This window comes from Aeromonas sp. JL9 (assembly GCF_024436075.1).
In the GTDB taxonomy this organism is placed as follows: Bacteria; Pseudomonadota; Gammaproteobacteria; order Enterobacterales; family Aeromonadaceae; genus Aeromonas; species Aeromonas veronii.
In genome coordinates, this window is record NZ_JANFNV010000015.1 from 47,842 (window position 1) to 59,696 (window position 11,855).

Here is an 11,855-nt window from a genome sequence, read left to right on the forward strand (position 1 = left end):
ACGACGATATCACGCGTTCAGGGCAAAGGGTCAAACAACACCAGCCCATGGGGGGCAACCTTGACCCGTGCCCGCATCCCATCAAGGGGCTCGCCAATGCTCGCCTCCAGCTGCAGATCGCCACACTCGAACAGCACCCGGCAGTGGTGACCGAGGAACTGCAGCTCCACCACCTTGAGCTCGCCATCTGCGGCGCTCTCCAGCAGCAGTTGCTGAGGGCGGAGCATCAGCTGTAACTGCTCACCCACCGCCCGGCCATGAGGCTCGCTGCCACAAATGACCCCGAGCGCCGTCTGCACGCAGTGGCTGTCCACCACCTCGGCAGCCAGATAGTTGACCCCACCGAGAAACTCCGCCACGAAGCGGTTTTGCGGGCGGCGATAGAGCTGCTCAGGCTGGCCCACCTGCTCGATGTGACCGGCGCGAAACAGCGCCAGCCGATCGGCGAAGGCGAACGCCTCCTCCTTGCTGTGGCTGACGAAGATGGCGCCGATCCCCTGCTGCTTGAGCAAGGCGCGGATCTCGAGGATCAGCTTCATCCGTACCTGGGTATCGATGTTGGAGAAGGGCTCATCCAGCAGCATCAGCCGCGGCTTGCACACCAGCGCCCGGGCGATAGCCACCCGCTGCTGCTGACCACCGGAGAGCTGATGTGGATATCGATCCCCCAGCCCCTGCAGATTGACCAGCGCCAGTGCCTCGTCCACCTGCTGCTGGCGGGCACTGCGGTCGAGTTTGGTCAGACCGAAGCCGACGTTGTCAGCCACCGTCAGGTGGGGGAAGAGGGCGTAATCCTGAAAGATCATGCCGATGTTGCGCGCCTCGGGCGGCACGCTGGCCCCCGGCCCGTCGAGCAGGGTATCGCCGAGGCGAATAGAGCCCTCTGCCAACGGCAGCAGCCCGGCGATGACCTTGAGCAACGTGGTTTTGCCGCAGCCACTGGCTCCCAGCAGGCAGACGATCTCGTTGTCTGCCACCGTCAGGGAGAGCTGCTCCAGCACATTGCGGCCGTTGTAACGGCAGCTGACATTTTCAACCTGCAAACAGGACAAGGCTGACTTCCTCTCGTTTCTGGCGGCGCGCTGCCTTTCGGTTCAGCACACCGCATGCAATTTCATTGACCGACGCGGCGACTCAGTGGCCCGGACTATCCAGACTGCGGTTGACCCAGATCAGCGGCAACAGCCCCACCAGCACAATGACGATAGCCCCCAGCGCACCGCGCTCCAGCATCTCGTCCGAGACGAACTGGTAGACGTGGGTCGCCAGAGTATCGAAGTTGAACGGCCGCAGCAGCAAAGCGGCGGGCAGCTCCTTCATGGATTCGATGAATACCAGCATGGCACCGGCAAACAGACCTCGGCGCACCAGCGGCAGATGGACCCGCCGCAGCATGCCGCCATCCCCCTGCCCCAGAGAGCGGGCAGCCATATCGAGGCTGGGAGAGATCTTGCCCATGCTGCTCTCCACCGAGCCGATGGCGATGGCCACGAAGCGCACCAGATAACCGAACACGATGGCGGTGATGGTGCCGGTCAGCAACAAGCCTGGGCCCTGACGCCCGAGCCACTCGGCCAGATCGTTGATGGCAAAGTCGAGGGCGGTGAGCGGCACCAGCACCCCGATGGCGAGCACGGTACCCGGCATGGCGTAGCCCATGGCGGCGATGCGCAGAGGCAGCAGACTCTTTATCCCGCCATCGAGACGGCGGAAGAAGCCAAGCAGCAGGGCAATCCCCATCGCCAGCAGAGCGGTCAGCGCCGAGATAGCCAAGCTGTTGCCGGCGAAGCGGACAAACTCCGGCGTCCACGACAACTCGAAGTAGCGCACCCCGTAATCGAGCAGGATGACGAACGGCAGGCCGAAACCGGCCAGCACCAGCCCCCAGCACCAGAGACCAGCTAGCCAGCGACTCATCCCCTTAAGCGGATAGCGCAGCGGCTGCTCATGACCCATGGACTTCTGGAACACCTGCTGCCGACTGCGCGAGCGGCGCTCCAGCGCGATCAACAGCACCACCGCCAGCAGCATCAAGCAGGAGAGTTTGGCCGCAGTGGCCAGACTGCCGTAACCGAGCCAGGTGTCGTAGACCGCAGTGGTCAGGGTGTTGATGGCAAAGAAGTGGACGGTGGCGAAATCGGCCAGCGTCTCCATGGCCACCAGCGATACCGCCACCATGATGGCGGGGCGCGCCAGCGGCAGACTGAGGCGGCGAAAGCTCTGCCAGGGGGTACAGCCGAGCAGGCGGCTGGAGTGGATCAGGCTGACTGACTGCTCGAGAAAAGAGGTGCGGGTCAGCAGATAGACATAGGGGAACAGCACCAGCGCCAGCACCCAGGCGGCGCCACCAAGGGAGCGAATGGCAGGAAACCAGTAATCGGCAGGGCTGTTCCAGCTAAAGAGCGCTCGCAACCCTGCTTGTAGCGGGCCCGAGTAGTCGAGCAAGTCGGTATAGACGTAGGCGACGATATAGGAGGGCATGGCCATTGGCAGCATCAAGGCCCACTGCAAAGCGCACCGTCCCGGTACCTGACACATGGCCACCAGCCAGGCGGTAGGCACGCCAAACAGCAAGCTGAGCAATACTACGCCGACCACCAGCCCCAGGGTATTGCCCAGATAATCGAGCAGCACGGTATCGGCGAGGTGGCGAAACAGCTCCCCCTCAGCCGAGAAGGCAGAGAAAAGCAGGGCTATAACCGGTAAACCCAGCAGCAGGGCGATGGCCCAGCTGCCGGTCATCCATCCAAAATTTTTCATGAGACCACAGATGTTGATGGGGCCGTTGGCCCCATCTGATTACAAGTCGAACTTCACTTCATCCAGCAACTGCAAGGCGTCCTTGCGGTGCTTGGCGTAATCGCTGACCGGTAGTGCGTCAGACTTGAAACTGCCCCAGGACTTGACCATGGCAGAAGGCTCGACCCCAGCCTTGACCGGATATTCGGCGTTCACGTCCGCATACATGTGCTGGGCGGTGTCACCAGCCAGAAACTCCATCAGCTTCTGGGCCTCGGCCTTGTTCTTGGCATACTTGGTCATGGCCACGCCGCTCACGTTGACGTGGGCACCGCGGTCAGCCTGGTTCGGGAAGTTGATATAGACTGCATCCGCCCAGGACTTCTGCGCCGGATCTTTCAACATGGCGCCCAGATAGTAGCTGTTGCCGAGCGACACGTCACAGATACCATCCTTGATCGCCTTGACCTGATCCCGGTCGTTGCCCTGCGGCTTGCGCGCCAGGTTGGCCTTGACCCCTTCCAGCCAGGTTTTGGTCTCGGCCATGCCGTGATGGGCAATCATGGAGGAGACCAGCGCCACATTGTACTCATGCTTGCCGCTGCGGGTGCAGATTTTCCCTTTGAATTCCGGTTTGGCCAGATCTTCGTAGCTGATGGTGTCGAGCTTGCCGAGGCGATCCTTGCTGGAGTAGATGGCGCGAACCCGGGTGGTCAGCGCGAACCAGCGATTCTCCGGATCACGATAGATGGCGGGGATGTTCTCCTGCAGGATCTTGCTGTCCACCGGCTGCACCAGCCCCTTGTCCACCAGATCGGTCAGACGGCTGATGTCGACGGTCAGCATCAGGTCGGCCGGAGAGAGTTTGCCTTCCCGCTCCAGACGCTCGTTCAACCCCTCTTTGGCAAACACCACGTTCACCTTGATGCCCGATTCCTTCTCGAACTGCTGGATGATGGGCTTGATCAGCTCATCCTGCCGGTTGGAGTAGACATTAACTTCCCCGGCCGCCAATGCCGACTGAGCTGCCAACGCAGAGAAAGCCAGTGCCAACATCTTCATTTTCATCATCCATTCCTTGATTAGCTATACAGAGTGATAACGATTTCCGTTTGCATTCTGCATACATCTTATAAGCGGATCAAGAAAGCTCGTCGTCGCCACATCACATATTTAATCCGAATAGATTCAAAAAAATCTCGCCTCAGTGACAAGAGATTCAAAAGAAGCATGACAGCCTCAGTGGCGTCTCTCGTTACATCCTCCATATCTATTCGCTGGCGATCTCGATGGTCACATGTACCAGCTCTTCATGGATCGCCAACCGTTCGCGGATCTGCTGCGCCGGTAGCGGATTGACCATCAGCAAAGAGAGCACACAGGCATACTGCTGCTGCCCTACCCGCCAGACATGCAGATCGCGGATATCAGTGCCCGGCAGCTCGGCGATGACCTCGCGGATCTCCGCCACCAGCGGGGTATCCATCTCGGCATCCAGCAGCACCCGACCGGAGTCGCGCAACAGACCCCAGGCCCACACAGCGACCAGCCCTGCACCCACTATGCCCATCAGCGGATCCAGCCAGTCGGCCCCCCACAGCATGCCCCCCACCAGCGCCAGAATCGCCAGCACGGAAGTGGCCGCATCCGCCAGCACGTGGATATAGGCGGCGCGCAGGTTGAGATCCTGATGGCCGTGCTGATCGTCATGGTCATGATGATGATCGTGGTCGTGATGCTCATGATGGTGGTCATGCCCATGATGATGGTGGCCGTGATCATCCTTGAGCAGCCAGGCACAGGCGAGGTTTACCAGCAGCCCCACCAGCGCGATAGCGATCGCCTGTTGATAGTGGATCGGGCTGGGATCGAGCAGCCGGAACACCGACTCGAACAGCATCAACCCGGCCACTCCCACCAGCAAGAGAGCGCTGGTGAAGCCACCCAGCACCTCGATCTTCCAGGTGCCGAAGCTGAATCTGTGGTCGCGGGCGAAGTGGCGGGCGGCGCGGTAGGCCAGCACCGAGAGGCCGAGCGCCAGCGCGTGGGAGCTCATGTGCCAGCCATCGGCCAGCAGCGCCATGGAGTTGTAGAACCAGCCGCCGCCGATCTCCGCCACCATCATGATGACGGTCAACAATACGGCCCAGCGGGTCTTCTGTTCGGCCAGCGGATTGCCCTCGTGGATGACGGGTTGATGGCAGTGTGATTGAGCGAGGGATGACATGAATTTCTCCTGAGAGCGATGATGCAATATACTATACCCCAGTATAGTTTTATTGATCGAGAGGATCCTGCATGTCACACACCATCCACGACAAGAAGAAGCTGCTGGCACGGGTGCGCCGCATCAAGGGACAGGCCGGTGCGCTGGAGAGCGCGCTGGAGCAGGAGAGCGACTGCACCGCCATTTTGCAGCAGATCGCCGCCATCCGCGGCGCCGTCAACGGCTTGATGCTGGAGGTACTGGAGGGACACATGCGCGAGCATCTCGGCGCCCCCGATGCCACCCCGGCCGAGCGGCTGGAGGATCTGGATCAGGTGGTCAGCGTCCTGCGATCCTATTTGAAGTAAGCAGGATGGCGGTGCCATCCCTTCAGGCTAGACCAGCGTCAGACTTGAGCCACCGCCAGCTTTGCGCCATGATGTCCAGCCCGGCTGACCGCCGGTTTTACTGGACAGTCAATTTCAAGGATCCCCCATGTTTGAACACGTCGATGCCTACGCTGGCGACCCCATCCTGACGCTAGTCGAGACCTTCCACAAAGACACCCGCGAGCAGAAGGTGAACCTGGGGATCGGCCTCTACTACGACGAGCAGGGTCGCATTCCGCTGCTGCCGTCGGTGCAGCAGGCCGAAGCCCAGCGCGCCGCCGCCCCGGCCCCACGCCCCTACCAGCCGATGGAAGGCGCCGCCAACTACCGCACCGCAGTGCAACACCTGCTGTTTGGTGCCGACCATGAAGCGGTCAAGGCGGGTCGCATCGCCACCATCCAGACCATCGGCGGCTCAGGCGCGCTGAAGATCGGCGCCGATCTGCTCAAGCGCTACTTCCCGACCTCCGAGGTGTGGGTCAGCAACCCGACCTGGGACAACCACAAGGCGATGTTCGAGGGAGCCGGCATCAAGGTGCATGACTACCCCTACTACGATGCGGCCACTGGCGGCGTGCAGTTCGATGCCATGATCGACTGCCTGAGCACTCTGCCGGCCAAGAGCATCGTGCTGCTGCACCCCTGCTGCCACAACCCGACCGGGGTGGATCTCTCCCGCGCCCAGTGGGACCGGGTGATCACGCTGGTGGTCGAGAAGAACCTGATCCCCTTTATGGATATCGCCTACCAGGGCTTCGGTGACGGGCTGGAAGAGGATGCCTACGCCATCCGCGCCATGGTGGCCGCCGGTGTCAGCTTCTTCGTCAGCAACTCGTTTTCCAAGAACCTCTCCTTCTACGGCGAGCGCTGTGGTGGCCTGTCTGTCATCTGCAAGGATGCCGAAGAGGCGAGCCGCGTACTGGGCCAGATGAAGGCCACCGTGCGTCGCAACTACTCAAGCCCCCCCACCCACGGTGGCCAGATCACCGCCGCAGTGATGGGCCAGCCGGAGCTGCACGCCATGTGGGTCGATGAAGTGACCGAGATGCGCACCCGCATCAAGGCGATGCGCCAGAAGTTGTTCGAGGTGCTGAGCGCCAAGGTGCCGGGCCGCGATTTCAGCTACTTCATCAACCAGCGCGGCATGTTCAGCTACACCGGCTTCACCCCGGAGCAGGTGGACAGACTGCGCGAGGAGTTCGCCGTCTATCTGGTGCGATCCGGTCGCATGTGCGTGGCGGGCCTCAACAGCCGCAACGTCGACTATGTGGCTGACGCCATGGCCGCGGTGCTCAAGGGCTAATCTGCATCAGCCCCGCTTTGGCGGGGCTTTTTTTGTCTGTTGCGTTCGCAGTCACCTCTTGAGGGGTCTGCTCACCCTCCCCCTGCTGTGAGAGAATGCCAGCAGGTCACGTTGAATCTTTCTGATTCCAAACCTGTTTATCTTCATCAATTTCAGGAGCCACTATGGATCTGATCGCTCTCTCTCGGCTGGGAGGTCGCCATCTGGTCACCCTGCACCTGTTGCTCGACAACCAGAGCGTCACCCGCACCGCCGAGCGGCTCTGCACCACACCTTCCACCGTCAGCAAAACCCTCAACCAGCTGCGGGATCTGCTGGGGGATCAACTGCTCTACCGTCAGGGCAACCAGCTGCTGCTCACCCCCATGGCCGAGCGACTGGCGCCCACCCTGCACCGGTTGTTGGGGGAGCTGAACGGCCTCACTCGCCAGAACGCCTTCAACCCCCAACAGTGGCAGGGCAGCTTGCGGCTGGGATTGCGCGAGAGCGTGATGACCTGGCCGGTGGGCCCAATTCTGGGTCAACTGATGCAGGAGGTGCCGGGCATGGTGCCGGAGATCTGGAACAAGGATGAACAGGGGTTGGAGGCGCTGGCAGCGGGCAAACTCGACTTCGTGATCCTGCCCCATGACCAGAGCCAGCCGTTGCCGCGCCAGCCCGGGCTGGTGTGGGAGACCCTGCGGGAAGAGAAACTGGTCTGCCTGCTGCGCAAAGACCACCCCGCGCTGACCAAGCCCTGGGATCTCGATGCCTACCTGAGCTGGCGCCATATCGCCATCCGGGATCAGGAGCTGGCCAACCCCTTCTTCGAGCAGAGCCTGGCCCAGCAGCAGGTACGTCGCCAGATTGGCGCCACCCTGCCCGATTTTGCCAGCGCGGCGGCCCTGCTGCCCCAGACTGACCTGATCCTCACCGCCATCGGTGGCTGGGCGGCCTGCATGGCCAGTCAGCCGGATCTGGTGATGCGTCCGGCACCGTTCGATTACGGCAAGGTGAGTCACAGCCTGGTCTGGTATGGCCCGGCCGGTGATGGCTCGGCCCGTCACTGGTTCCGCCAGCGGATCCTGCAACTGGGTCGCGAATTGATTGAGCCCTGAGCCGGACGACAACGAGAAGAGATAGATGTTTCACCGCGGTGAAACATCAACGGCAAGTAGGGACTAGGGACGTTTGGTATAAATGGGGCTGGGGAAGGAGGCGACGTTGCTGCCCAGATCCGTGATGCGAGCTGCCCCCTGCTTTTTCACCTGATCGATGCGCAGCACCTGATGCATGGGAATAAGAGTCTGGCGCACATCGGCAAATTCGCTCTTGAGCTTCTCGTGACTGGGATCGACGATAAGCGCCGTGTGGTTGTCCCAGACAAAGTCGGCAATCTCGATAAAACCGAACAGCTGGCCCTGATTGACTTCGCGCACATACACTTCGTAGCGCTCGCTGTGGCAAATAAACTGAACCCGATATAACGCCTTGCTTTCACTCATGATTATCTGTCATTGAGGGGTAAGAAGATGGTCATTATTCTAGCCGCCGTTCTCGCCCCCTCCAATAGACAGAAATCACAGTTGCGGCCTTTCCATGCCACACCTCACGCCATGACGGTCACCGGATGACGCAGCCACTCAACCCATCAAGGCAGGCAGTGAGACCGGCCCCAATCCGGCTGCACGCAAACGGCTGGCCAGCTGTTCCAGCTCGGTTTGGCTAGCCTCTGGCCATTGCATCGCCTCCCCCCGCACCCCGTGGTGGCGAAAGCCGTTGAGGCGAATGGGCACAGGCCCAAGCTGCTGCAAGAAGGCGGCGAGATCCGCGTCAAGCTCACCACTTGCATCCAGAAAATCACTCTTGCCCGGCACATGGAGCAGCCGCAACTCGGCCAGCTTGCCGTGGCGTGCCAGCAGTTGCAGCGATGCCAGCACCCGCTCGCGACCATAGCCGGTCAGGGAGTGATGCACCGAGTCACGCCACCCCTTGAGATCGAGCATGGCGCCGTCGAGCACCGGCAATAGCCGCTGCCAGCCGGTTTCGGCCAGCGAGCCGTTGCTGTCGAGCAGGCAAGTGAGATGGGCCAGATCCGGCGCAGCCTTGATGGCGGTAAAGAGCGCAACCACGAAGGGGAGCCGGGTGGTCGCCTCGCCGCCGGAGACGGTAATCCCGCTCAGCAGTGGACCGTAGCGGCGCAGCAGGGCCAACACGTCGGCCACCGTCATGGTGGCAGTCTTGGGATTGGCACTGCGCGGGCAGACATCCAGACAGGCGTCGCAATCGGTGCAGAGCGTTGCCTGCCAATGAACCTTGCCTTCGCTCAAGGTCAGGGCGCCGCTCGGACAGACCGCAAGGCAGTCACCGCAATCGTCGCACAGCCCTATGGTGTGCGGGTTGTGGCAGCCGGGGCAGCGAAAGTTGCACCCTTGCAGAAACAGCACCAGCCGGTTGCCCGGCCCATCGACACAGGAGAACGGCAGCACCCTGCTTACCAGGGCGCTGCGTGTTGGCAAAACATCAGCCATCGGTGCGAACTCAATACTCGCCGATGGTCGATTCGTGGGCGACCACTCGCGGAGCCCGCTGACGGATGGCGGTCACTTCACTCGCCTCGGCACCGAGACAGGTGGTCTGCAAGCGCGACCCCTCCTCTGCGAAGCGGGCCACGTCGCTCTTGCGGATCATGTAGCCGGTCACCCGCACCAGATCGCTGTCGGCCACGTTGGCGGTGAACTCGCGCATACCGATGGCGAGCGCCCCCTTGCAGAGCTGCAACAGCGCCTGCGGGTTCTGGCGGATGGTGGGATCCAGCGTCAGGATCTCGCTGATCCCCGAATGGTAATAAGTGTGGTGCGGTGCCAGTGCCAGCACATGGCTGGCCGGATCCGGCTCATGCCCGTAGGGAATGCGCACCCCGGGGGTGACTGCCACATCGATGCTGAGGCCACCTTGCGAATGCAACAAAGCGCGGCCACCCCAGGCATGGGTCTGCGGGGTCGTGGTCACATAGGCGGAGAGCTGGGCCGAGATGCGATAGCCAAGCTGGTTCGCCTCCTCGCCATGGCCGTAGCGATCCGGCAGATTCTCTTTATCCATCAGGATATTGACCGCTTCCGCCATACCGTAGATGCCGAACATGGGGACAAAGCGATCCTCATCCAGCAGCCCCTCCTTGACCAGGAAGCTGTCGAAGAAACCGGACTCATCGTGGAGGAAGGCGGCCCGCGCTTCGATCAGCTGGGAGGCCAGACGGCAGTAGTGGGGCAGCAGGCAGCCGAGGAAGTCGTCGATCCCCTGACACTGCTCGGCGACCCGCTTGAGGGAGATGCGCACCAGGGTATTGGCGCCACCCGCCTGCGGCAGGGCGTTATAGCAGCTGACGATGCCAAAACCACGCTGGTCAAAGGTATCGCGGTGGATCGGGTAGTTGGCGATGTGCGGCTTGCTGCACTCGGCGATATTCTTCACCGCCTGCAGCAGCAGGCTGTCCGGGGTCTGCTCCGGATCGTGGAAAAAGGTGAGGTTTGGCGCCACCTGCTTGAGCTCGTTGTCGATGCGCAGGATCAGGCGGCAGATGCGGTTGTCATCCGGCCCGATGTTGACGTGCATGAAGGCGTCCGGCAGCACCCGATCCAGATAGATCCAGAACCCTTTCAGCTTGCGATAGAGGGTCTCGTCATCCAGTTCGCCGACAAACGGCAACAGCAGATGGTCGAGCCGCCCCAGCCAGACCGGCATGCCGGTGACGGAGGGGACATGGTGATAAAGGATGCGCAGGGCATTGAGCGCCTCGTCGAAATCCTGCGGCGCCGTCAGCTCCAGCCAGGCAGAGCCCTGAGTCAGGAATTTTTCATAGTCCGGCAGCACATAACGTGGCTTGTAGGGGGCGTGCCCTTCGAACATGTCGCAGATAAAACCCTGCTCCATCGCCTCGGCGACTGCGGCAGGCAGGTCGGGGTAGGGCAACGCATTCTCGGCGGCCAGCGCCAGCGCATAGCTCTTCTGGGCGGCGGAGAGATGGGGATCGCGCACGATGCGCTGACAGGTTTCGATCAAAGACATGGGACACTCCTTCACGGACAGAGCCCATATCCTCACCATTTGCAGGCTTTTTTTGAAGTGACATTCATGACATGACGGATGTCGAATAATGACATCCATTACACAAGATCACGGCTCGCGCTTCACCAAGGTAAGAGCTCGGCTATGCCTCCCAGCCAGCGCAGCAGAAAGAAGCCCCCCATTCCGCCCACCACCACAACCAGAGTCGGCAGCCGCAACAGGGTCAAGAGCATTACCCACAGGGTGGCAGTCAGGTAGTCAGGATCCCAGTCAAGACCTATCCCCGGCTCGTAGCTAAAGACGATGGGCAACCAGATGGCAGTCAGCACCGACTGGGCCGAGAAGCCGAGAAACGCCCCCATCTCGGCACCCGGCTGATATCGGGTCAACCGAGAAAAGAAGGCGAAGCGGTTGAAAAAGGTGATCAGGGCCAGCAGGCCAATCATCAGCCAGCTCACGCTACCTCCTCATCCGGTACAACACATAGCCCACCACCATGCCAGCCAGAGCCGAGACGATGATGTGGATCTCCGCCAGCAGCGGCTTGGTAAGCAACGCTGTGCCGCCGCTCACCAGAGTGGCCGCAATCATGGGCAAGTTTTTCATGGCGGGAATGGTCATGGCGATGAAGGTGGCTGCGATGGCAAAATCCAGCCCCATGCTGTCCAGTCCATCGATGTACTGACCGGCCGCGATGCCGAGCAGGGTCGCCAGATTCCAGAACAGATAGAAGACGAATCCCGCGATGAGCGCGTAGGCCGGATCAAAGTGGCCGCTGCGCTCCCGGTCTTTCAGCGCCACAGCGAACATCTCATCAGTCAGGAAAAAAGCAAGGCTGGCCCGCCAGCGCAGGGAGAGCGGCAATACGTCACGGCGGAAGGTGAAGCCGTATAGTAGATGCTGGGAAGTGATCACCATGGTGGAGCCCATGATGGGCAGCAGGGGCGTGCCCACCCCGAACAGGGTCGTGGCCGAGAGCTGGGCGGCTCCGGCGTAGACCAGCAACGACATCAGCTGAGCCTGAAGCGGACTCAGCCCTGCCTGCAACGCCAAAGCGCCACACAGGATCCCCCAGGGGATCACAGAAATGGAGAGCGGGAGCATATCCAGTGTGGCACGCCACCAGAGCATCCCCGTTCGCTCGGGCACGCTCGTTACTGACATCATGTGA

At 61.5% G+C, this 11,855-nt stretch carries 12 protein-coding genes; 3 read left to right on the forward strand and 9 right to left on the reverse strand.

Annotated features, from left to right (window positions below):
* Window positions 1–17 precede the first annotated feature (17 nt).
* The 4 genes from NOM06_RS12575 to dmeF all read right to left on the reverse strand — a co-directional run bounded on the left by NOM06_RS12575 (window position 18) and on the right by dmeF (window position 4,966).
* Window positions 18–1,052, reverse strand: coding sequence for an ABC transporter ATP-binding protein (locus tag NOM06_RS12575; protein ID WP_255911806.1), 1,035 nt, complete (start codon window positions 1,050–1,052; stop codon window positions 18–20).
* An 82-nt stretch (window positions 1,053–1,134) separates the two neighbouring features.
* Entirely contained in the window at window positions 1,135–2,760 is a 1,626-nt protein-coding gene (locus NOM06_RS12580; protein WP_255911807.1) for an iron ABC transporter permease, read from the reverse strand.
* A 39-nt stretch (window positions 2,761–2,799) separates the two neighbouring features.
* On the reverse strand, window positions 2,800–3,807 hold the full coding sequence (locus NOM06_RS12585; RefSeq protein ID WP_005340374.1) for a Fe(3+) ABC transporter substrate-binding protein: 1,008 nt from the start codon (window positions 3,805–3,807) through the stop codon (window positions 2,800–2,802).
* Window positions 3,808–4,009: 202 nt separating this feature from the next.
* Window positions 4,010–4,966 (reverse strand): CDF family Co(II)/Ni(II) efflux transporter DmeF, encoded by a 957-nt coding sequence (gene dmeF / locus NOM06_RS12590; protein ID WP_255911809.1) that lies wholly within the window; start codon window positions 4,964–4,966, stop codon window positions 4,010–4,012.
* 71 nt (window positions 4,967–5,037) lie between these two features.
* Here dmeF and NOM06_RS12595 point away from each other — a divergent pair, with 71 nt between their 5' ends.
* The 3 genes from NOM06_RS12595 to NOM06_RS12605 all read left to right on the forward strand — a co-directional run bounded on the left by NOM06_RS12595 (window position 5,038) and on the right by NOM06_RS12605 (window position 7,734).
* Window positions 5,038–5,313 (forward strand): metal/formaldehyde-sensitive transcriptional repressor, encoded by a 276-nt coding sequence (locus tag NOM06_RS12595; RefSeq protein WP_005340299.1) that lies wholly within the window; start codon window positions 5,038–5,040, stop codon window positions 5,311–5,313.
* A 127-nt stretch (window positions 5,314–5,440) separates the two neighbouring features.
* Complete coding sequence (locus NOM06_RS12600) at window positions 5,441–6,637, forward strand: amino acid aminotransferase (RefSeq protein WP_255911810.1); 1,197 nt, start codon at window positions 5,441–5,443, stop codon at window positions 6,635–6,637.
* 164 nt (window positions 6,638–6,801) lie between these two features.
* On the forward strand, window positions 6,802–7,734 hold the full coding sequence (locus NOM06_RS12605) for a LysR family transcriptional regulator (RefSeq protein WP_058056481.1): 933 nt from the start codon (window positions 6,802–6,804) through the stop codon (window positions 7,732–7,734).
* A gap of 63 nt (window positions 7,735–7,797) precedes the next feature.
* Here NOM06_RS12605 and NOM06_RS12610 read toward each other — a convergent pair whose 3' ends face one another.
* From NOM06_RS12610 to NOM06_RS12630, 5 genes are all read right to left on the reverse strand, one after another.
* The gene (locus tag NOM06_RS12610) at window positions 7,798–8,121 is read right to left on the reverse strand and encodes a DUF1820 family protein (protein WP_005340296.1); all 324 of its coding nucleotides are present in this window, start codon (window positions 8,119–8,121) and stop codon (window positions 7,798–7,800) included.
* A 138-nt stretch (window positions 8,122–8,259) separates the two neighbouring features.
* Window positions 8,260–9,147: a YjjW family glycine radical enzyme activase gene (locus tag NOM06_RS12615; protein ID WP_255911811.1), complete on the reverse strand. Its 888-nt coding sequence runs from the start codon at window positions 9,145–9,147 to the stop codon at window positions 8,260–8,262.
* A gap of 10 nt (window positions 9,148–9,157) precedes the next feature.
* On the reverse strand, window positions 9,158–10,684 hold the full coding sequence (locus NOM06_RS12620; RefSeq protein ID WP_075115981.1) for a YjjI family glycine radical enzyme: 1,527 nt from the start codon (window positions 10,682–10,684) through the stop codon (window positions 9,158–9,160).
* 122 nt (window positions 10,685–10,806) lie between these two features.
* The gene (locus tag NOM06_RS12625) at window positions 10,807–11,142 is read right to left on the reverse strand and encodes an AzlD domain-containing protein (RefSeq protein WP_005340292.1); all 336 of its coding nucleotides are present in this window, start codon (window positions 11,140–11,142) and stop codon (window positions 10,807–10,809) included.
* A gap of 1 nt (window position 11,143) precedes the next feature.
* Complete coding sequence (locus NOM06_RS12630) at window positions 11,144–11,851, reverse strand: AzlC family ABC transporter permease (RefSeq protein WP_255911812.1); 708 nt, start codon at window positions 11,849–11,851, stop codon at window positions 11,144–11,146.
* Window positions 11,852–11,855: the final 4 nt, after the last annotated feature.